At 36.4% G+C, this 22,769-nt stretch carries 21 protein-coding genes and 1 tRNA gene; 18 read left to right on the plus strand and 4 right to left on the minus strand.

The window, feature by feature from the left end; all coding sequences use genetic code 11:
- Positions 1-31: 31 nt before the first annotated feature.
- The 4 genes from A8L32_RS23535 to A8L32_RS10645 form a co-directional block, all read right to left on the minus strand.
- On the minus strand, positions 32-199 hold the full coding sequence (locus A8L32_RS23535) for a hypothetical protein (RefSeq protein WP_158027226.1): 168 nt from the start codon (positions 197-199) through the stop codon (positions 32-34).
- Between the two features lie 118 nt (positions 200-317).
- Positions 318-971 (minus strand): response regulator transcription factor, encoded by a 654-nt coding sequence (locus tag A8L32_RS10635; protein ID WP_075590505.1) that lies wholly within the window; start codon positions 969-971, stop codon positions 318-320.
- 1 nt (position 972) lies between these two features.
- The gene (locus A8L32_RS10640; RefSeq protein ID WP_075590506.1) at positions 973-2,715 is read right to left on the minus strand and encodes a sensor histidine kinase; all 1,743 of its coding nucleotides are present in this window, start codon (positions 2,713-2,715) and stop codon (positions 973-975) included.
- A 184-nt stretch (positions 2,716-2,899) separates the two neighbouring features.
- A tRNA-Met gene (locus A8L32_RS10645) sits at positions 2,900-2,973 on the minus strand.
- Positions 2,974-3,239: 266 nt separating this feature from the next.
- On the opposite strand from A8L32_RS10645, the gene A8L32_RS10650 reads away from it, so the two are divergent.
- The 18 genes from A8L32_RS10650 (at position 3,240) to A8L32_RS10735 (ending at position 22,695) form a co-directional block, all read left to right on the plus strand.
- A complete protein-coding gene (locus A8L32_RS10650) occupies positions 3,240-3,815 on the plus strand; it encodes an RNA polymerase sigma factor (protein ID WP_075590507.1) in 576 nt (191 codons plus the stop codon).
- Between the two features lie 2 nt (positions 3,816-3,817).
- Positions 3,818-4,237, plus strand: a complete 420-nt coding sequence (locus A8L32_RS10655; RefSeq protein WP_075590508.1) for a hypothetical protein — start codon at positions 3,818-3,820, stop codon at positions 4,235-4,237.
- Positions 4,238-4,508: 271 nt separating this feature from the next.
- A complete protein-coding gene (locus A8L32_RS10660; protein ID WP_075590509.1) occupies positions 4,509-5,678 on the plus strand; it encodes an AIR synthase related protein in 1,170 nt (389 codons plus the stop codon).
- Positions 5,679-5,832: 154 nt separating this feature from the next.
- Entirely contained in the window at positions 5,833-6,918 is a 1,086-nt protein-coding gene (gene prfA / locus A8L32_RS10665) for a peptide chain release factor 1 (protein WP_075590510.1), read from the plus strand.
- 43 nt (positions 6,919-6,961) lie between these two features.
- Positions 6,962-7,306: a four helix bundle protein gene (locus A8L32_RS10670; RefSeq protein WP_075590511.1), complete on the plus strand. Its 345-nt coding sequence runs from the start codon at positions 6,962-6,964 to the stop codon at positions 7,304-7,306.
- A 49-nt stretch (positions 7,307-7,355) separates the two neighbouring features.
- Complete coding sequence (gene pyrF / locus A8L32_RS10675; protein ID WP_075590512.1) at positions 7,356-8,183, plus strand: orotidine-5'-phosphate decarboxylase; 828 nt, start codon at positions 7,356-7,358, stop codon at positions 8,181-8,183.
- Positions 8,184-8,320: 137 nt separating this feature from the next.
- Positions 8,321-9,592, plus strand: coding sequence for a DUF2851 family protein (locus A8L32_RS10680; protein ID WP_075590513.1), 1,272 nt, complete (start codon positions 8,321-8,323; stop codon positions 9,590-9,592).
- A 2-nt stretch (positions 9,593-9,594) separates the two neighbouring features.
- A complete protein-coding gene (locus A8L32_RS10685; protein ID WP_075590514.1) occupies positions 9,595-10,629 on the plus strand; it encodes a potassium channel family protein in 1,035 nt (344 codons plus the stop codon).
- 141 nt (positions 10,630-10,770) lie between these two features.
- Entirely contained in the window at positions 10,771-11,358 is a 588-nt protein-coding gene (locus A8L32_RS10690; RefSeq protein ID WP_075590515.1) for a hypothetical protein, read from the plus strand.
- An 80-nt stretch (positions 11,359-11,438) separates the two neighbouring features.
- Positions 11,439-11,762, plus strand: a complete 324-nt coding sequence (locus tag A8L32_RS10695) for a Dabb family protein (RefSeq protein ID WP_075590516.1) — start codon at positions 11,439-11,441, stop codon at positions 11,760-11,762.
- Between the two features lie 224 nt (positions 11,763-11,986).
- Complete coding sequence (locus A8L32_RS10700) at positions 11,987-13,006, plus strand: L-rhamnose/proton symporter RhaT (protein WP_075590517.1); 1,020 nt, start codon at positions 11,987-11,989, stop codon at positions 13,004-13,006.
- A gap of 52 nt (positions 13,007-13,058) precedes the next feature.
- Positions 13,059-14,189 (plus strand): mandelate racemase/muconate lactonizing enzyme family protein, encoded by a 1,131-nt coding sequence (locus A8L32_RS10705; RefSeq protein ID WP_075590518.1) that lies wholly within the window; start codon positions 13,059-13,061, stop codon positions 14,187-14,189.
- Positions 14,190-14,241: 52 nt separating this feature from the next.
- Entirely contained in the window at positions 14,242-15,678 is a 1,437-nt protein-coding gene (locus tag A8L32_RS10710) for an aldehyde dehydrogenase family protein (RefSeq protein ID WP_075590519.1), read from the plus strand.
- 88 nt (positions 15,679-15,766) lie between these two features.
- Positions 15,767-16,444 carry a bifunctional 4-hydroxy-2-oxoglutarate aldolase/2-dehydro-3-deoxy-phosphogluconate aldolase gene (locus A8L32_RS10715; RefSeq protein ID WP_198931761.1) on the plus strand — a complete coding sequence of 226 codons (678 nt, stop codon included), beginning with the start codon at positions 15,767-15,769 and terminating at the stop codon, positions 16,442-16,444.
- Between the two features lie 141 nt (positions 16,445-16,585).
- Entirely contained in the window at positions 16,586-17,680 is a 1,095-nt protein-coding gene (locus A8L32_RS10720) for a sugar kinase (protein WP_075590573.1), read from the plus strand.
- A 273-nt stretch (positions 17,681-17,953) separates the two neighbouring features.
- Positions 17,954-21,190, plus strand: a complete 3,237-nt coding sequence (locus tag A8L32_RS10725) for a glycoside hydrolase family 2 (protein ID WP_075590520.1) — start codon at positions 17,954-17,956, stop codon at positions 21,188-21,190.
- 105 nt (positions 21,191-21,295) lie between these two features.
- The gene (locus A8L32_RS10730) at positions 21,296-21,616 is read left to right on the plus strand and encodes a VOC family protein (RefSeq protein WP_075590521.1); all 321 of its coding nucleotides are present in this window, start codon (positions 21,296-21,298) and stop codon (positions 21,614-21,616) included.
- Between the two features lie 224 nt (positions 21,617-21,840).
- The gene (locus A8L32_RS10735; RefSeq protein WP_075590522.1) at positions 21,841-22,695 is read left to right on the plus strand and encodes an AraC family transcriptional regulator; all 855 of its coding nucleotides are present in this window, start codon (positions 21,841-21,843) and stop codon (positions 22,693-22,695) included.
- Positions 22,696-22,769: the final 74 nt, after the last annotated feature.

Raw genomic sequence — 22,769 nt, forward strand, 5'->3', positions numbered from 1 at the left:
ATACTACTCAACTATTTCAGAATGAAATATCTTAATGGGGGTTTACAACTGGTGGTATTGGTTGCTCTGGTAATTCTGGTGGTAGTGGTTGAATTACTTCTGGATCTTGAGGTTGAGGATCATCCTCGTTACCACACGAAACTAAACTCATTGAGGCTACTAAAGCCATAGCTGTAAATAAATACTTAAACTTTTTCATCATTCTAATTTTTTAAGTGAATAATTAATAAATCTTACTTTACAAAGTTGAGTATTTGCTTGTTGCCAATTATGAGGGCTAAACCTGAAAGTGCATAATTACGTGTTTTACGTAGGAGCTATAAATCATCAAATAACTTTCTCTCTAGACTATATAAAACAAGACCTGCAGCATTTTTGCATCCTGTTTTCTCCAATACGTTGCGTTTATGTGTTTCTACCGTTCGTGCCGAAATAAAGAGTTGTTCCGCAATTTCCTGATTAGAATACTCTTTACATATTAGGTGTAATATTTCCTTTTCGCGTTTGGTGAGTGGCACTTCGGTTACAAGTCGTTTTTTAGGCGTTGGTTGAGGCGTTAAACCCTCCATGATGATATTGGTAACTTCTGAGCTATAATAGTTCTGTCCTTCATTGACTTTTGTTATAGCCTGACGTAGCTCATCTTGAGTACAATCTTTGAGTATGTAGCCTTTAGCTCCTGCGTTTAGCATCTTTTTTATATGATGACTTTCATTCATCATGGTAAGTGCAAGAGTTTTTAATTGAGGGAAATCCGCTGTAACCTGAGCACACAATTCAATACCATCCATCTCGGGCATCATAATGTCAGTTACTAACACATCTATATTTTTTTCTTCTAGTATTTGTAGTGCCTCCTTGCCATTATTGGCTTCTGCTGTTATTTCGAATAATTCGGGCTCAAGAAACGACTTTAGTCCTTGTCTAATCATCATGTGATCATCTACTAAGAGTATTTTTATTTTGCTCATATCAAAGGGTTAATTCAATTATAATCTGTGTGCCTCTGCCTTTAGAGGATTCAACTTGTATGTGCGCACCAATCGATTCTGCGCGTGCTTTCATATTATGAATACCAAAGGAATGTTTTATTTCGTTTATATTAAACCCTACACCATCGTCCTCAATAGTTAGCGATACCATATTTTCATGTTTAATAAGTTGAATAGCGCATTCATCAGCCTTGGCATATTTAATAACGTTGTTAAGTGCTTCCTGTATAATGCGATAAAAACTCATCTCGGCAGAAAGTTTTAGGCGTTCTTTGTTTAGGTTGCTATAGTAGGTAATTTGTGTTGGGGTAGAATCTTTTAGTGCACCAATAAGTGCTTCTGTAGCTTTATTGAGACCTTCTTTATCTACAATTTTGGGCATTAGATTATGTGCTAAGGATCTGCTTTCTGAAATAGCTTCTTTTAAATATTGATAAGCGGTACTAAAGTTTTGTTGTAGATTATCATCATTAATAACCAGTGAAGCGCGCACCTTCTCAAAATTAAGCAATGAAACAGACATGGTTTGTTGCAGACTATCATGGATGTCGCGTGCAATACGGCTGCGTTCTTTATCTTCGGTTTCTAGTATGGCATTGGTGGTTTCTTCCTCTTTGTTAACGCGGTCGGTAATATCTACAAAAATACCCACTATTCGCTTGGCCTGTCCATTTTTATCTCGCGAAGATGTTCCAATGCATCTGTACCATTTTAATTGGCCTTGTTTGTTATAAAATCGTGCATCAATAGCTAATGGAGTATCTGTTTTAATATGCTTGGTTAATTGTTCCTCAAACAATTCTCTGTCGTCGTGATGCATATGCTCAAAAATATACTGCAACGTCGGCTTAATCTCGTTTAATTCGTAACCCAGTAATTTAAGATGTGGTGGAGCCCAGATGACTTGCTTTTTGGCTACGTCAAAATCCCATATTCTAACACCAGAACCTTCTACGGCTAGGTTAAATCGCTCTTCACTCTTTAGTAGTTTGTGTTGGGTGATTTTAAGTTTTTCAACCCCCTTTTTAAATAGGGTATCCTGTTCTTCTTCTTTTTTAAGTCGCTTGAATATCATTACAAAAGTAATGACAGCAAAAATAATAACGATGAATAAAGCAATGATAACCATACGGTACATTTGCATGCCTTCCGAAATGTTCTGTTGCCAGGTTTGCGTGGTTTGGGATTCAATGCCATCTTCAAAACGAACAATAAGTGTATTGAGCTCTTGTTTGGTTTGCAAATATGCCTCACTGCTTATTATGCTTAACGCTTGTTCTTTAGTTGATTTATTCTGTTGGTAAAGAGCGAACATTTTAAAGGCTTCAGCTTCTTTTTTATTTAAGAGCTGGGATAACTGAATAGCTTCTCGCAAAAGCGTAAATTCCTTCTCGCCAAAGCCAAGGGTACGAATACTGTCTTTTAAAATAGTAAAGCCACTGCCTTTTTTCGGAAGACGATAAGCTGAAGTTTCAATTAAAGTATGGTATTTTATTACCCAAGTAGAATCTCCAGTGAGTATATAATTTAAGCAACAATGCGTTAAATCTTCGTTTCGTTCGCGTATTTGGTCGCTAATTCTAACGCCTTCATGTCTGCCTATAATGCTTTTTCCAAATTCCTTTCGGTTTTGAAATAGGCCTAATAAGGCAAATAGTATAACGATTAAGCAAAGCGTAACAATGCTAAATACGATAGAGAAATACGTTCGAATTCTAGTCATAAAGATAATTGCTGAATCTGATGGTTTGGTAAAATTAAAAGTCTAGCTCGATATATGGTAATATTCGTGTTTAAAATTAAAACAAAATGTAGTGAGTTGTTATGAAGGAGTGTATAAGGCTTGCAAATAGAAATGCAAAAGTGTAGAAAGAAAAAAGGGAATCAACTTTCGTTAATTCCCTTAGTACCGAGAGGCGGGCTTGAACCGCCGACCTCAGGATTATGAATCCTGCGCTCTAACCAGCTGAGCTACCTCGGCATCTGCTCTAAAGAAGTGTTTAACACCATTGTGTATCTCCTTTTTTGCGGTTGCAAATGTATGCTATTATTTGCGAACTACCAATAGTTGAATTAAAATATTTTTAAATTTTATTGCTCGTGGTTTATAGTAAATTATTTATCAGCTTATTATGATTCTAAAAAAAATGCACTAGGCTTTAAGGATACTGTTATAATCAATTTACATTGAAAAAAACATCATTTGGTTGTAACTTGTCGCAGAGGGTGAGCGTCAAATCAATTAGAATGGATAACCAAAGTGATAAAATAGTTCTTAAACAAATTAAGCAAGGCGATGTTTCTGCGTATTCTGTATTGGTGAATAGATACAGAAATATGGCATTTACTTTGGCTGCTAGTATCACTAAAAATAATGAAGATGCCGAAGAGGTTGCGCAGGATGCTTTTGTAAAGGCTTATAAGAATTTAGGATCGTTTAAAGGCAAATCAAAATTTAGTACTTGGTTATATCAGATTGTATATAGAACCGCATTGAGTAAAATGCGTATTAAGAAGCAGCAAGTACAATCCATCGATGAAAAAACGATAGTTGATGTTAATTTAAATGACAAACAACCCGACAATTTAGAGCGTTCGGATAGAAAAAAGATTATTAAAATTGCCATCAATCAATTAAAGGAGGATGAATCGTTTCTTCTGATATTATATTATTATCAGGAATTGAGCATGGAGGAATTGGCAGAAGCGACGGGATATAGTGTGAGTAATGTTAAGGTGAAGCTTCATAGGGCCAGAAAGAATATGTATGAGCAGCTTCAGGTATTAATGAATGGACAGGCAAAGTCTTTAATACAGTTGTAAAAATGGATGACAAGAAAAATATATATGAAGAAGACGAGCAGTTGGTGCGCGAGTTGTTTGATTCATTTACACCATCTGAACCGTCAAAGGAGTTCACGAAAAACACCATGAATATGGTTTTGCAGGAGTGGTCTAGTCATCCAGAAGGTGTGAAGACAGGAGTAAGTCTTCAGTATAAAGTTTTAATGGGGGTGGCGGCTGCCTTGATTGTTTTTTTAGTATATATTTTTGATGTAAAGCAAGTAGCTAATAGTGCTGATTTGGCCTCTTTATTTAATTTCGATAGTTCTTCCATTAATCAATCCATAGGAAGTATTGCTGGTGCATTTAAGCAAATTCCTTCACTGGTATATATTGTGTCGTTTGGAGTAGGCGCATTGCTGTTTGCCGATAAGCTTATTCATCGCTTAGTCAACGGTTAAATCATCTTTTTGCAGCTACTTACTAATCTTTCACGATAACAATCTTCCGAATCCTTTATTTCCCAAATAATTGTATTATTTTTGTGCTCCGAATTTTGTAGATAGATTCAACAAGGAAATTGTTTTTTTTCAAGTCTTTGATAGGGTTACTTCAAAGACAAGGCTTGTGAAGTCTGAAAAAAAAGAGTTTAGCTTGTGTAAATGAGTATTTTTTAGGCAAGCATAACGCAGTATTTAGCGTAAGCTTGCAAAGACTAAATAAAAGTTTTCAGTGAGTTCAGATTCAAGGTACAACCAAAGAGGCGTTTCTGCATCTAAAGAAGATGTGCACAATGCCATTAAAAACATCGACAAGGGTTTATATCCTAAAGCATTTTGTAAAATCATTCCAGATATTCTTTGTGGAGACGAAGCGTACTGTAATATTATGCATGCCGATGGTGCAGGAACAAAATCGGCGTTAGCCTACCTGTATTGGAAAGAAACAGGAGATGTTTCAGTGTGGAAAGGTATTGCACAGGATGCTTTAATTATGAATTTGGACGACCTTTTATGCGTTGGAGCCACAGATAATATTTTGGTTTCTTCAACTATCGGACGTAACAAAAACTTGGTTCCAGGTGAGGTGATTTCTGCCATTATCAATGGTACGGAAGAGTTATTGGCTGAATTAAGAGAAATGGGCGTGTCTATTTACTCTACTGGTGGCGAAACCGCTGATGTCGGTGATTTAGTGCGTACCATTATTGTAGATTCTACTGTTACTTGTCGTATGCCACGTGCTAAGGTTATCGATAACCAAAACATTAAGGCAGGCGATGTTATTGTAGGATTATCTTCATCGGGAAAAGCATCGTACGAAAAAGAATATAATGGCGGAATGGGAAGTAATGGATTAACTTCTGCTCGTCATGATGTATTTGCTAATTACTTGGCAAAAAAGTATCCTGAGAGCTTTGATCCATCGGTACCTTCAGATTTAGTGTATTCGGGAGGATTAAAGTTAACAGATGCGGTTGATGGAGTAGATATTGATGCAGGTAAATTAGTATTATCGGCCACCAGAACCTATGCGCCAGTAATAAAAGCCATGTTAGATAAGTATAGAAATCAAATTCATGGAATGGTTCATTGTTCGGGAGGTGCGCAAACTAAAGTGCTTCACTTTGTAGATAACTTGCATGTTATTAAGGATAATTTATTCCCAGTATCACCTTTGTTTAAAACTATTCAGGAGCAGTCGGGTACTGCATGGGATGAGATGTACAAAGTTTTTAATATGGGACATAGAATGGAATTGTATGTTCCTGAAGAAATTGCAGCTGACTTAATTGAAATGAGTAAATCATTTGATATTGATGCTCAAATCGTGGGACGTTGTGAAGCTAGCGACAAAAAAGAACTGACTATTGAAAGTGAGTTTGGTACGTTTAAGTACTAATGTTTATATAGTTATAACGAAAAATAATAATAACAATAATCATTGATAGTATGCTATATTCTGGATTTATATAACCTAATGGAAGTGGAGAATGAGATAGTTCTCATTATGAGTGACATAGATTCAGTATTTAATTAGTATAAGAGAAAAAGAGATGAGCGAGAATAAATTGTTAGAAATGTTAGGCGGTGTAGTCATTCGTTTTCAAGAGGTTTCGGAACAAATTACTGACCCGGAAGTTATTGCGGATACCAAAAGATACATCAAGCTAAATAAGGAATATAAAGAGCTAGAGCGTGTTTCAAATGCGCACGATGAATATAAAAGTACACTCGAAAGCATTACGGAAGCAAAGATGATTCTGAAAGAGGAAGATGATGCGGAGATGAAGGAGATGGCTAAAATGGAGTTGGATGAGTTGGAAGGGAAACTTCCAGACATGGAGGAAGAAATTAAGCTTCTTTTAATTCCTGCCGATCCAGAAGATGGTAAAAATAGTGTGGTTGAATTACGTGCTGGAACAGGTGGTGATGAGGCAAGTATTTTTGCAGGAGACCTTTTTCGTATGTACTCTAAATTTTGTGAGAAGAAAGGCTGGAGAGTTGAAGTTACTCATCAGAGCGAAGGTACTTCAGGTGGTTTCAAGGAGATTGTATTTAATGTTACGGGTGAAGGTGTTTACGGAGTTCTTAAATATGAATCTGGAGTACACCGTGTACAACGTGTGCCTCAAACAGAAACGCAAGGAAGGGTTCATACTTCTGCAGCTTCAGTAGCGGTATTGCCAGAGGCCGAAGAGTTCGATATTGATTTGCGTACTGAAGATATTCGTAAGGATACATACTGTTCTTCAGGACCTGGAGGTCAGTCGGTAAATACTACCTATTCAGCTATTCGTTTAACGCATATTCCATCAGGTATTGTAGTTACATGTCAGGATCAGAAATCACAGTTGAAGAACTTGGATAAAGCGATGGTTGAATTAAGAACCCGTCTTTATAACTTAGAATACCAAAAGTATTTAGATGAAATTTCGTCTAAACGTAAAACATTAGTTTCTACAGGAGACCGTTCTGCCAAAATTAGAACCTATAATTACCCACAAGGTAGAGTAACCGATCACCGTGTAAACTTTACGATGTATAATTTACCAGCTGTACTGGATGGAGATATTCAAGGGGTAATAGACAAACTAATTGTAGAAGAAAACGCAGAACGATTGAAAGCAAGTGAGCTTTAATTAATAGTATTTAGTTCTTAGTTAAAAGTACTTCGTTTATGATATGGCAATAGAACGTTTTGAAGATATTATTGCTTGGCAAAAGACGAAAGTATTAACGGTAAAGATTTATAGCGTATTTTCTCAAAGTAAGGATTTCGGATTTAGAGATCAAATCCAAAGGGTATCCGTTTCGATAATGAATAATATTGCCGAAGGTTTTGAGAGAAAGGGAAATAAGGAGTTTAAATATTTCCTTAACGTTGCAAAGGGGAGTTGTGGAGAAGTGAGGTCTATGTTGATTTTAGCAGTGGAACTAGGTAAATTAGAACAGGAGCAATTTCAAGAATTAAAGGAGTTATCAGTAGATGTTTCTAAGTTGATAACTGGCTTAATGAAAGTATTATAACTATTAACTTTATACTAGGTACATTAAACTTAGTACTAATTTAAAAGGAATGACATCTCAAGAACTATTTGAAAACATAAAAAAGAAAGGAAGTTTTCTTTGTGTAGGATTAGATACCGATATCAATAAAATTCCTCGTTTCTTGAAGGAAACGACTGATCCTATTTTTGCATTTAATAAGGAGATTATTGATGCAACACAAGAGTTTACTGTGGCTTATAAACCTAATTTGGCTTTTTACGAAAGTTTAGGTGTAGCAGGTTGGAATAGCCTTGAGAAAACAGTGAACTATATTCGTTACAATTATCCTGATATATTCATAATTGCAGATGCAAAGCGAGGTGATATTGGAAATACATCTAATATGTATGCCAAAGCTTTCTTTGATACAATGGATTTTGATTCGGTAACTGTAGCGCCTTATATGGGAGAGGATTCGGTAAAGCCGTTTATGACTTATGTAGATAAATGGGTTATTTTATTAGCCCTAACATCTAATAAAGGTGCGGCTGATTTTCAGTATGTAACTGAAGGAGAAGATAGATTATTTGAAAAAGTAATCAAGAAATCTTCAGAATGGGGAACGGAAGAGAATCTGATGTATGTAGTGGGAGCTACCAAAGCCGAAAAACTACAAGAGATAAGAGCTATAATTCCAAATCACTTTTTATTGGTACCAGGTGTAGGCGCTCAAGGAGGAAGCTTAAAAGAAGTAGCTGAAAATGGCCTAAACGAAAAATGTGGTCTTTTAGTGAATTCTTCAAGAGGCATTATCTACGCAAGCACAGAAGAGGATTTTGCGGAGAAAGCTGGAGCAGCAGCTAAAGAAGTACAACAAGAAATGGCAGAGTTACTAAAAGCAAAAGGTTTGGTTTAAACAGTGCTATAACTCACCCAGATAATATGTTAAGCCTTCAGTAATGAGGGCTTTTTTTTTGTCCATAAAACTCAGAAGCGTAGGTTTATTATTGTTTTTTGTATATTTAAATAAGTCTTACATTAAACTTAATACCCATGCATGAAGAGTTCCTTCAATATATTTGGCAGCAAAAGTTATATCAGCAGCAATATTTAGTGACCGAATGTGGTATGGCTATAGAGGTGATTCATCCTGGAGAAATCAATACGAATGCAGGACCTGATTTTTTTAATGCAAAAATCAAAATAGATGATACTCTTTGGGCGGGTAATGTAGAAGTGCATGAGAAAGCTTCGGATTGGGAGGTGCATCATCATCAAAAGGATAAAGCCTATGATAATGTGATTTTACATGTGGTGGAAGAAGTGAAAGGTGAGACATATAATTCTGTAGGTGCTCAAATTCCAACCCTAAAGATTAAGTATTCTAGTGAATTGCATAGTAAATATTTGGAACTAAAAGAAAGCGCTGATTGGCTGCGTTGTAACAATCATTTAGGAGAAATTAGTTCTTTTGAAATGAGTCTGTGGTTACAGCGCATGCTCGTTGAACGTTTAGAGTTTAGAATGCAGGATGTACAACGTATTCTGAAGCTAACTACAGGCAATTGGGATGAGACTTTTTATCGTTTGTTGTTTCGTAGTTTTGGCTTTGGTGTAAACGGACAAACCTTTGAATATTTGGCACAATCTATCCCCTTGAAAGTTTTATTAAAATATTGTGATAATAAACAGCTTATTGAAGCATTATTGTATGGACAGGCTGGCCTTTTAAAAGAAGGTGAGGTTGATACTTATCAACAAAGCTTACAGAAGGATTATATTTTTTTAAAAAATAAGCATCAGTTAAAGTCGATTGATAGCCATCTATGGAAGTTTCTACGCTTACGACCAAGTAATTTTCCGACCATACGTTTGGCACAGTTATGCAGCCTAATGGTTCTGTTGAAAGGCGTTTTTGGTAACTTGATTAATGAAACCGATTTGAGGGCAATCAATAAAAAGTTGGATGTAGATGTATCGTCATATTGGGAAGAGCATTTTGTTTTTGGAAAAAAATCGGGTAAAGTATCAAAAAAGTTAGGGTCAAATTCAAAAAAACTTATTATTATTAATACTATTATCCCATATTTATTTTCATACGGGAAAATAACAGGCGATCAGAGGTTTGAGAGTAGAGCATTCAATTGGTTAAGTCAGTTGAAGGCAGAGAAAAATTCTATTGTAGATAAATGGAAATCGCATGAAATATCCCTAAACAATGCGGGAGATTCACAGGCTTTAATATATTTGTCTAATAATTACTGCAAACCTAAGAAGTGCCTCCGATGTAGGGTGGGACATAAAGTTTTAGCGATTAAAAAATAAGAGTGAAGCAACGAGTAGCATATCTAGATAATTTCAGAACCATTATTTATGGTGTATTAGCATTACTGTTTATTGTATTACTGGGTAGTGTAGGGTTTATGGCAATTGAAGATTATTCATTTGTAGATGCCCTATATATGACCATGATTACGGTATCAACGGTGGGGTTCAGAGAGGTATTTCCTTTGTCGGACGGAGGTAAGCTATTTACCGTTCTTCTTATTATATTTAGTCTCGGAATTTTTGGTTATGTACTCACTTCGGTTACGCGTTTGGTAGTTGAAGGAGCTTTACAACAATCGTATAAACAGTATCAGGTGAAAAAGAAAATAGTAAAACTTGAAGACCACATTATTGTTTGTGGCTATGGTAGGAATGGTTATCAGGCTTGTGTGGAGTTAAAAGAGCATGGCGAAAAGTTTGTGATTCTGGAGAAACGTGATAATGTGGTGGCTCGTATTTTAGAGGATCCATCATTACTTTATGTTCAAGGAGATGCCAGCTCGGAGGAAGTGATGGATGTGGCGCAGATTAGAAAAGCCAAGGCCTTAATTACAGCTTTGCCTAATGATGCCGATAATATTTTTGTGGTGTTAACAGCCCGTGAGATGAATCCAAAACTAAAGATTATTAGTAGAGCAAGTGATTTTAGATCGGATGCAAAAATGCGTCACGCTGGAGCAACCAATGTAATTATGCCTGATAGGATTGGCGGACAGCGTATGGCTAAGTTGGTTACCCAACCAGATGTAGTTGAGTTTATCGAGTATATTCTGTTGCAAAAAAGTAAAGAGGTACAACTTACGGAAATTGAGTGTGACTTGATGCATGTAGATAATACAGCAAAAACAATTCAGGAACTAAACTTAAGAAAGAAATCAGGAGCCAATTTAATGGGGCTTAAAACGCCCGAAGGAACCTATATTTATAATCCTTCCCCGCAAATAAAAATATCGCCAGAAGATAAATTATTTGTTTTAGGAACGGATGATCAAGTAGAGATTTTTAAAGAAATATTAAAACAGAAGTTTAATTAAATCAGAAATTTATTGATGTGTGTAAAGGTTTTTATACCTTGCTTACGTTGTAATATATTTTAACTAAAATTAAAAGATTTAAACTTTGGCTTTATTTTTGATTAAGTCAATATCAAAGAATACTAACCAAAATTGTTCGTTATGAAATTGAAACAAACTATTGGACTAGGTGCATTAGCAATTTGCCTAACTTTTGGAGCTTATAGCTGTAAGTCAAAAGAAAAAGTTGCTACAAATAGTGAAGTGGGTCAAATATTAGAAGATATGCCATGTGAAAAAAATGGTAAATCGGATAAGAAATTTTTTAGAGCTTTCTCTATGGCTACAAGTAGTGATTTAAGTTTATCTAAAGAAAAGGCTTTACTACTAGCTAAGCAGCGTTTAGTTACTTTAATTCAGTCAAACACAAAGTCGGTTACTGATCGTTATGTGAATGAGCGTGAAGTAGGATCTGCTTCTGAATTTGAGCAAAAATTTGAAAACCTAACTCGCGAAGTGGCTGATCAAACAATTAGTAATATTGTTGTAGCTTGTGAAAAGTCAAGTGTACTAGCTGATAAAAAGTATCGTTCTTTTGTGGCTATTGAAGTAGAAAAAGAAGAATTGCTGAACGCTATGAATAACAAAATTTCAAGAGATGCCAAGTTACAGGTAGACTACGACAAAAAGAAGTACGAAGAAATATTTAATCAGGAAATGGAAAAAATGGCCGAAGAACAAGGTTATTAGTATTTCAAGTTTAATGTATAACAAGGGTGTCTGATTTAATTAAGGCACCCTTTTTCTATTTAAACCTATCATCTCTTATCATGAATAACAATATTTTAAAATCAGGTGAGGTACAGCATATGGTCATATTTAACTTGCCTTATGCCCCGCATTCAGCCGATGTCAAGCAGTTTTTAAGTAAAAGTGAAAAAATACTAGCGGCAATTCCTGGGGTTAAGGATTTTCAAATTGTACTTCAAACCAGTAAAAAGAACAAATTTGAATATGGATTCAGTATGCTATTTAGTGGGCACGATAACTACGATGCATATAACAACCATCCTGCTCACCTTGCTTATGTTCGCGATATGTGGATTCCTATCGTTACAGAATTCTTAGAAATAGATTATGAAACCATGGGGTAATACATGTTCCATCAACTATATTAAAGCCAGCTTTTAGCTGGCTTTTTTGTTTGTATAGCTCTTTGTTAATAAGGGTTTGTCGTAATATCATCCATTTTAAATAGGGTAAAATAATGTCAAAGCTGGGTAATTTACATTAATTCATTTCAGTCGTAATCTCTTTAATTTGTATTAATGAATGATGTAGCTTATTAAATCAATATATTAATAAAAGAAATTACACTATGGAATTTGCACTTTTACCACTTGCTTTAGTCTTGTTTGCAAGTCTTTTTCAAGGATCGTTTGGCTTAGGAATGAAGTTTATGGCTCCCTTAAAATGGGAAGCTTGGTGGTTGGTACATTCCTTGTTTGCTATGATTATTTTACCTACTGCATGGGCTTTGGTTGTAGTGCCAGATTTATTTGAAGCCATCGCGCAAGCGCCAACAGAAATTATAGTTTTAGCTATGGTTTTTGGTGCTGTTTGGGGAATTGGAGGTATCATGTTTGGTAAGAGTGTTCCGTATATTGGTATGTCGCTAACCTATGGTATTGTTTTGGGGTTGTGTGCAGCAGCAGGAAGTATCATTCCTTATTTCATGAAAGATAATCCCAATGCAGCTGCTTTGCCTTATGTAGTTAGTGGGGTTGTTGTAATGGTTTTGGGTGTTGGTTTTACGGCCTATGCAGGTATTTTACGCGATAAACAATCAGAAGGAGAAGATAAAGCAAAGATAAATTTAAAAGCAGGTCTTGTAATAGCCATTTTAAGTGGATTCTTTTCAGCAGCCTTAGGTATTGGCTTTGATGCTGGTTTTGCTGAAGGTAATGGGATAGGTAAGTATGCGCAAGAGCTAGGAGCTACTGCACAAAATAGTAGTTTGGCTATTTGGGTAGTGGTACTTTGGGGTGCTTTTATTTTAAATGCGGTATATTCTATTGTTTTACTGACTAAAAATAAAACGTGGAATTCATTCTCAGAGCCTAAATCTGGTAAAGCTTATATGTGGTCTGTTATAGCTGCTGTGTGTTGGTTTGGAGCCTTAGGAGTGTATGGTCAAGGAGCTACCCTGATGGGAAATATGGGATCTATAGTTGGCTGGCCAATTTTAATGGGTGGCGGATTAATTATTAGCAATGTATGGGCTTATTTCAATAAAGAGTGGGATAATGCTAAAAAACCATTCTCCTGGTTGATGTTTGGCGTCGTGGTAATATGTATTGGAATGGTTATCATCGGTTACTCTAATGGCGTAAGCTAGGTGTAAGGCGATCAACCAAATTGTTATTCCAGAATTAGATACAGAAAGAATTATGAAGATAAAGTCTATAGAAGCGTTTGTTTTAAAAGATAAACTAGAAAAGCCATTTTATTTTTCGCAATGGTCGTATAGTGATCGTAAAATTTGCTTAGTAAAACTAACCACCGAAGATGGTGTTGTTGGATGGGGAGAAGGTTACGGGCCTGCGGATGTACTTTGTGCTGGAGTTAAATTGCTTTCTCAATTTGTAGTCGGGATGAATCCATTGGAGAATGAAACCATTTGGGATGTGATGTATCGTCGTTCTTTGGATTATGCGCGTCGAGGTATTTTAGTGGCTTCGATAAGTGCTATTGATATGGCAGTTTGGGATGCCAAAGGAAAAATTCTAAATGTACCAGTACATCAGTTATTGGGAGGTAAAAAAAGAGATATCATTACGCCTTATGCAACAGGTTTGTACTTCAGAGAAGAAAAAGATTTAACACAGGCTTTGGCCGATGAAGCTGTTGAATATAAAGAGTTAGGTTATAGAGCAGTTAAGATGAAAGTGGGTATGACCATCGAGAAAGATATTGAGATGGTACGTGCAGTTCGTAAAGCTATTGGCGACGATATGGAGCTGATGGTAGATTCAAATCATGCCTATAATCTTCGCGAAGCTATCATCTTATCTAAAGCCATTGAAGAGTATAATATTGGTTGGTTTGAAGAGCCAGTTTCACCTGAGTTTTACGACCATTATGCCGAGTTACGTAAAGCAACTACAATTCCTATTGCAGGTGGTGAGTGTGAGTATTTACGATATGGTTTCCATCAGTTATTTAAAAGTAATGCGGTGGATATTGCTCAACCTGATATTGCAGCTTGCGGAGGATTAACGGAAGTAAAAAAGATTTCGGTTTTGGCATCTACCTATGGAAAAGAGATTGTCCCTCATAGTTGGGGAACTTACATAGCAATTTCGGCTGCTATGCATTTTATCAGCAACCTAGAAAATATTCCAGGAAGAATGTTTAATGATAATTTCTTTATGGAACATGATAGAACAGACAATGATTTAAGAGACAGAGTAACTATTCCAGATTTTGAAGTGAAAGAAGGCAAATTAATTGTATCAGATAAACCTGGTTTAGGAGTAGAAGTAGACGAACAAGCATTATTAAAATATACACAAGCATAAAGTCATACCCGACAGATAAGCACTAGCCAAACGCTTACTAAATAATTAAATTATGAATTTTGGATATAAAAAAATGTACATTGGTGGCAAGCTAGTAGATGCTATCTCTGGTGCAAAAAAAGAAATTATTAACCCAGCATTAGAAGAGGGTGTAGGTACTATTGCTTATGCACAAAAAGAAGATGCTGAACTGGCCTTAGTTGAGGCTCAAAAGGGATTTAAGCTATGGTCTAAAATGTCTTTAAAGGAGCGTACTGAGTGGATGATGAAGCTACGTGCTGCTATTCTGGATAGAGAGGATGAGCTGCGTAAGGCTGTGATGTATGAAATGGGTAAAACCTACGAAGGAAGTGCCGAGGATATTGAGCTATTAGTGGATGGTTTGGAATTTTATCCGCAGGCCATGAAAAATATGCATGATGAAATTATTCCTGATTCGGAAAATACACATCATCACCAAGTGGTTAATATGCCAGTTGGAGTAGCAGTAGCTTATTTAGCGTGGAATTTTCCTTTGCTCAATGTGGGTTATAAGGTTGGTCCTGCTTTAGCGGCGGGTTGTTCAATCGTTATCAAACCATCAGAGCTTTCTCCTATCTCTGGATATTTAATTGGAGAAATTGCGGAGAGTATTGGTTTTCCTGCAGGTGTTATTAATGTAATTAGTGGGCCTGTTAGCCAAGTAGCCACAACCATGACTAAGAGTCCGATACCAAAAGTATTAACCATGATTGGTTCATCGGCATCAGGAAAAAGGGTAATTGCAGATTCTGCTACAACAGTAAAGCATGTGAGCCTAGAACTTGGAGGAAATGCTCCATTTATTGTAAATAAAGATGCAGATCTTGAAGAAGCAGTAAATATTGGTTTTGCCTTAAAGTATGGAAATTCAGGTCAGGTGTGTGTAGCACCCAATCGTTTTATTATTCACGAAGATGTGTACGACGAGTACCTGACTAAATTCACAGAAAAGGCTAAGATCATTAAAGTTGGCTTTGGAATAGAGAACAAACCAGACATGGGGCCGTTAGTAACCAAAAAAGATCAGGAGCGAATTTTGAAAATGGTAGCCGATGATGTGGAGAGTGGAGTTGAGTTAGTATTAGGTGGCAAAGTGCCTGCAGAACACGATAAAGGATATTACATGGAACCAACAATTCTTTCTGGAATTACTCCTGAAAGCCGTTGTTTTAGGGAAGAAATTTTCGGGCCTGTGGCTGCTATGATGAAGTTCTCTACCATTGAAGAAGCTATTGAGTTAGGTAATGATACGGAATACGGATTGGCATCTTACCTTTTTACCAAAGATGAAAGTGTTGTTCGTAAAGTATCGGAAGAATTAATGTTTGGAGAAGTGCAAGTAAACGGTGTTAAATACGCTATTTATCTACCTCACGGAGGAATAAAAGAAAGTGGTATTGGGCACGATTGTTCTTATCTTGCATTAAACGATTACTTGGTAAAAAAGAGAATATCAACAGCATTGTAAACTAGATTCAAGTATAAAGTATGAGGTATAAAGAGAGGGCAAACAGGTCTTTATACTTTTACTTTATATCATACTAAAATAAACAAATATGCAACCTATTGCACAGCAGGCTATGACGCCTGAAATTATTGAAAAAATTGATAACACGGGTGTTATTGCCGTTTTGGTTATTGATGATGTAAAACACGCTGTACCTACAGCAAAGGCATTGTTAAAAGGAGGCGTTGATGCTATTGAATTAACGCTTCGTACGCCTGTTGCGCTAGATGCTGCAGCTGCTATTAAAAAGGAAGTTCCGGAAATGACGCTTGGTTTTGGTACATTACTAACGGTAGATCAGGTTAAAGCCATTGCCGATGTTGGTGCAGACTTTGCGGTAGCGCCAGGATGTAATCCTAAAATTATAGATGAAGCGCATAAACAAGGCTTATCTTTTGCTCCAGGTATCATGACTCCATCAGAAATTGAAATTGCTGTTGAGCATGGGTGTAGGGTTTTAAAATATTTTCCAGCAGAAACATCGGGAGGTATGCCTCATTTAGAAAGTATGGTGGCTCCTTATAGTTATTTAGGCTTAACTTTTATTCCTTTAGGAGGATGTAATATTAAAAACGCAGCTACTTACTTAGAGTCGCCGTTAATTACAGCTATTGGAGGTTCTTGGATTGCTAAACGTCCGCTTATTCAGGGAGAGCAATGGGATACTATTACTAAAAATGCACAAGAAATTAGTGATTTAATTAAAAAAGTAAGAACAAAGAAGTAAACAGCATATTTTATAATTAATACCTTTTAAATAAGAAAATGTAAATAGAAAGGGCAGTTCTAGTTTCGATTATTTAAGAGGAAATATTAACTAAAAAAATTGCAAGTAATCTTGATGCTTGCATCTTTATACTTATTAAAAATGAAAACAATTGTAACTTTCGGTGAGATAATGGGACGTATTTGTCCTGAGAATTTCCAACGCTTTCGTCAGAGCATGCCAGGGAAATTAGATATGACATTTGCAGGAGCAGAGGCTAATGTTGCTGCTTCGGTAGCCATGTTAGGAGGTAAAGTGAAGTTTATTACTGCATTGCCAGATAACGAGATGACAGAGTGTTGTTTAGCTACTTTAAAAGGAATTGATGTAGACACGAGTGGCATCAAGAAAGTAAACCACGGTCGTTTTGGTTTATACTTTGTAGAGCGTGGAGCTAACCAGCGTCCAAGCCGCGTGATGTACGATAGAGACTATTCTGCAGTATCGATGACTAAAGGTGATGATTACGATTGGGATAGTTTATTGATGGGAGCAGGTTGGATGCACACAACAGGTATTACACCTTCTCTTTCCGAGATTTCTGCTAATGCTACAGAGGTTGCTGTTCGTACTGCTAAAGAAAAAGGATTAACGGTTTCTTGCGATTTAAACTTCCGAAAAAAATTATGGCAGTGGCAAAATGGTACCTCAGCTACTGATTTAGCGCAAAAAACAATGCGTGCGGTACTTCCTTATGTAGATGTGGTTATTGCAAACGAAGAGGATGCGCATGATGTATTGGGTATTTCTGCTGGAGATACAGATATTGAAGGAGGTAAGCTTGATGTTGATAAATATGTAGATGTTGCTAAAGAAATCGTTCGTCAGTTCCCGAATGTGAAAAAGGTAGCTATTACTTTACGTGAGAGTTTATCTGCAACGCATAATAACTGGGGTGCCATGTTATACGATGCAGCTAGCGATACTGCTCATTTTGCACCACTAAACGAAGAAGGAGAATATAAACCATACGAGATTAAAGCTATTGTTGATAGAGTTGGAGGTGGTGATTCTTTTGGGGCAGGATTAGTATATGCTTTAAACACACCTGAATTTTCAAAACCAGAAACGGCTATTCGTTTTGCTGTTGCAGCCTCTTGTTTATGTCATTCAATCAATGGCGATTTTAACTTCTCTTCTCGTTCAGAAGTTGAAGCCTTAATGGGTGGTTCTGGATCAGGACGTGTAGTGCGATAACAATACTCCATCTACCAAGTGTAGATTATACGTATAAGAAAAATTAAAAGTCATCGGGTTACCCAGTTTATTCGATGACTTTTTTTTCTGGGTGGTATTTGAAATAATTAGTTTTTAAACACCCCTATAAAAATAATATAGTACAGATATCAACTCCTTTTACAAGATAAAATCGAGTTGCTGAATACTGATGTTGAGGTAAAATTCAGTCTTGTTAAAAGGTAATTTACGGCAATATCCGTTATCTTTCAGTTAAATGTTAATACTGATAAAATGAAGAAAAAGCTATTGTTATTAAGTCTGGTAGTGACGATAAGTACACTATTTGTGAATGCCCAAAATGATTGGGAAAACGAACTTGTGTTCGAAAAAAATAAAATGCATGCTCGCGTTCCAACTTATTCCTATAAAAATGTAAACGATGCATTGCAAGGGGATAGGAGCAAAGCCAGAATGAAATCATTGAATGGAACCTGGAAGTTTAAATATGTACCTAAAGAGGAAGTGCGCCCAACAGATTTTATGGGTAAGGACTTTATAGGTCAGGACTGGAATGATATTGATGTGCCTTCAAATTGGGAGCTTAAAGGATTTGGACAGCCTATTTATACCAATATCGTTTATCCATTTACACCTAATATTCTAGACCCGAATTTAAAATTCGATTGGACAGGACCAACACCTCCAATACCACCTAAAATTTATAGAGATAACCCAGTGGGGAGCTATTATCGCGATTTTGAGGTGCCTGTAGAATGGGATAACCAATCTATTATATTACACTTTGGTGGAGTTTCTTCCGCATTCTATGTTTGGGTAAATGGCAAAGAAGTGGGTTATAGCCAAGGCAGTCGTTTAGCTGCGGAGTTTGATGTTACCGAGTTTGTAAAAGCAGGTAAAAACCGTGTAGCGGTTCAGGTTTTCCGTTGGAGTGATGGAAGTTACTTGGAAGATCAGGATATGTGGCGCTTGAGCGGAATCCATAGAGATGTGATGATTATGGCTCAACCCAAAATTGCTTTAAACGACTTTTTTGTAAGAACAAAGTTTGATGCCAATATTCAGGATGCCAAATTAGAAATACGTCCAAAAGTTTGGGTAAAGAAAAATGAAAACGACTTAAAAGGCTGGAATATAGAAGCCGAGTTGTACGATGCAAACGATAAAAAAGTATTGGAAAGTCCGTTAAAAGTGGCTGTCGAAAAAGTTTATCGTGAAAGATGGCCAGCTCGTGATATCACTAAGTTTGCCATGATGGAGGCTAACATTAAGAGCCCAACAAAATGGTCAGCTGAAAAGCCGTACCTATATAAAATTGTTTTTAGTGTAAAGAATCCTCAAGGGGAATTAGTAGAAGCTAGAAGTCAAAAAATTGGCTTCCGTAAAATCGAATTTAGCAAAGACAATGCGCTATTGATTAACGGAAAGCCAGTTAAAATCATGGGTGTTAACCGTCACGATCATGACCATATTCGTGGAAAAGCATTAACCAGAGACGATTTACGTAAAGATGTGGAGGTGTTAAAGCAGTTTAACTTTAATGCGGTTCGTACTTCTCATTACCCTAACGATCCTTATTTTTTAGAGTTGTGTGATGAGTATGGATTATATGTAATGGATGAGGTGAATATCGAAACGCACCATTTAGGAAGTTATATACCGCAGCAACCAACATGGCCAGCAGCTATTTTAAGTCGTACTATTAGAATGGTAGAGCGCGATAAAAACAATGCATCTATTATTTCATGGTCTTTAGGAAATGAATCAGGTACTGGTCCTGCTTTTGCTGCTTCGGCTGCATGGATTAGAGATTTTGATCCATCACGATTTATTCATTACGAAGGGGCGCAGGGCGATCCAACGAATCCGCATTATATCGAAGGCGATATGGTGGGTTACCAAGTAACGCAATGGGATGGCATGGCCAACCCAGATGACAAACCATATGTGGACGTTGTTAGTAGAATGTACCCTAACCTGTCGCAGTTAATCAATATGTCGGAGAGCCCGCATATTAATCGCCCTATTATTATGTGCGAATATTTACATGCCATGGGTAACTCTATTGGTGGCCTAGGCGACTGGTGGGATGTAATTAGAGCTCGTCCAAATTTAATGGGTGGTTTTATTTGGGATATGGTTGATCAGGGTTTAGAAACCGAAAACGATAAAGGCGAGAAGTTTTATGCTTATGGTGGTGATTTTGGAGATATTCCAAACGATCAAAACTTTTGTATGAATGGAGTTTTTGCTTCTGATCGTACACCAAATCCACACGCTTTCGAATGTAAATATGTTTTTCAACCAGCAAAAATTGAAGCAGTAGATATCGAAAATGGTAAAGTAAGAATTCATAACCGTTTATCATTTACCAGCCTTCTTCAATACGAAATACGTTGGACATTATCTGAAAATGGAAAAGTTATTCAGCAAGGAAAACTACCAAGAAAGAATATCGTGGCCAATGAGTCAGCTCTTGTAAAAATTCCGTTTAAAGCAGTTAAGTTTAAGGATAATGCAGACTACTGGTTACGTGTAAGTATCCACGAAAGTGAGGATAGATTATGGTGTAAAAAAGGATATGAAATTGCCAAAGAGCAATTATTACTTAAAGCAACTAAAGAAGGTAGTCAATACGTTTCTTCTGCCAAAGATGAAGTGTCAAAATCAGAAACTACAGATGAAATGGTAGTTTCAGGAAAAGGATTTTTGGTTACTTTTAATAAAGCAAGCGGTTTATTGACTTCGTACAAAACCAACGGAGTAGAGCAAATTAAAGCTCCATTACAAACTAATTTCTGGAGAGCACCAATCGATAATGATGTTAGAGGAGCAAGTTCTGGCAGCTTTGGTAAATCTAGTAAGGTCTGGAAAAGTGTACCAGCAAGCTTAAAAACAGTAGGTGTTTCTGCTGAGAAGCTTAACAATTCAGTGGTAGTTAAAATATCGCAGGAATCAGGTAAGAAAATTAATTTAGCCACTACATATACTGTTTATAGCGATGGAGCTATTCAGGTAAAAGCCGACTTAGATGCGGATAAATCTTTACCAGCGCTTATTCGTTTTGGTATGACTATGGGAGTTTCTGATAATTATAGTACAACTACTTTTTACGGAAACGGACCTTGGGAGAGTTATGTGGATAGAAAGCGTAGCGCTGAAGTAGACGAGTATACTTTTAAAACGGAAGAGTTGTATTACAACTATGCTAAGCCTCAGGAAACGGGTAACAGAACTGATGTGCGTTGGGTTAAATTAACTACAGCCAACAAAAAGTCTGGTATTTCTATCACAGGAGCACCAACACTTAGTTTCTCAGCTCATCCATTTACAATGGAAACATTAGCTGCGGCAAAACATCCGTTCGATTTAAAACCTGCAGGATATTATACGGTAAATGTTGATGCTTTTCAAACAGGATTAGGAGGAACCTTGTCTAACACTTTACCTCAGTATATATTCCCATCGGGTAAGTATAGTCTAGAGTTTAATATTAAAGCAATAAAATAAATGGTAGGATAAAAGCAGAAAGACAAAAGGTGAGGTGAAGGTTAACGAGAAAATTCTTCATACTTATGTCTTTCCACTTTTTACTTACATTAATAAAATCTACAAATGGAATACAAATTTAGCCATGTTGGTATCCCAACAACAGAAGAAAAAGAATGGGATGGTTTTTACGAGCCTGGAAAAATTCATTACACTGAGTTTGATAAAGATGAATTTAATGTGGAATACATCAAGTGTGATGAAGATAGCCCCATGCCCGATATGTTTAAAACAATGCCGCATGTTGCTTATTTGGTAGATGATATTGATGAAGCTTTAAAAGGAAAAGAAATATTAGTGGAAACATTTTCTCCAGGAGAAGGAGTGCGTGTAGCCTTTATAGTGCACAATGGTTCTCCGGTTGAGTTTATGGAAGTATCCAAGTAGATTCGATTTAGTTTTGATTTAATAATGATCATTGAGCCCATCAGTACTTTTTGTATTGATGGGTTTTTTGTGTGTAATCATTTAAAAAAATATACTCTTTAGTACATTCTTATTGATGCATCCGTACATTAAAAAGAGGTAAAGGTGTTTTATTTACAATATCTTATTAAAGAAGTAAGATTTGTTGTAAATTTAGTTATCATCATTTAGTAGTTGGGGAAGATATGAAGTTAATACTAAAGAATACAGAGAGTTCGGCAAATGAACGAGTAAATATTACTAAAAAGGAGATTCCATGTTTAGATTCTTCTTGGCATTACCATCCGCAGTATGAATTACTCTATATTTCACAAAGTAATGGAATTCGTTTTGTGGGAGATAGTGTTTCTCAGTTTTCCAGGGGCGATTTAGTTCTAGTAGGTCCTTACTTGCCCCACTTATGGCGTAACGACCAATCGTATTATACCGATGATACCAATAAAGTAAAAACCATTATTTTAAAGTTTACCAAAGATTTTATTGGCGACGGTACCTTTAATAATCCTGAGTTTTCGGAGATTAATCAGATGTTAGAAAAATCGAAATTTGGATTAAGCTTTGGAGAAGAAGTGAGTGAAGCCTTACACGATGAGTTAATTGAAATTATCGATTTAACCCCAGCCCAGCAGTCTATTAAATTATTAGATATTTTATGTCGATTGTCAGAAACAGACAAACAGCAACAACTATCATCTACTGATATGCGTCAGTATACCACCGATAACTCAGATCGTTTAGATAGCGTGCTAAAATATATTTCTGATAATTATGCCAGTTATATTAGTCTGCAAGATGTGGCTGATTTAGCCTGTATGACTACCAACTCATTCTGTCGTTTCTTTAAAAAGATGACCAATAAATCTTACACGCAATTTTTGAATGAGGTAAGAATCAGAAATGCATCCCGCCTATTAGCGCAAGAAGATGTACCTGTCTCTGATGTATGTTACATGGTAGGTTATAAGTCTATCACCAATTTTAACAGACAGTTTAAGCAAATTATGGGAAGTACACCTAAAAATTACCGTTCAACTCTCTAGCGCCGAATACCCTTTTTAGTTAATGAGGGTAAAATAATGTAAACACAAGGTAAATTTCACCAATCTAGTCAAGG

Source organism: Labilibacter marinus (assembly GCF_001659685.2).
Classification (GTDB): Bacteria; Bacteroidota; Bacteroidia; order Bacteroidales; family Marinilabiliaceae; genus Saccharicrinis; species Saccharicrinis marinus.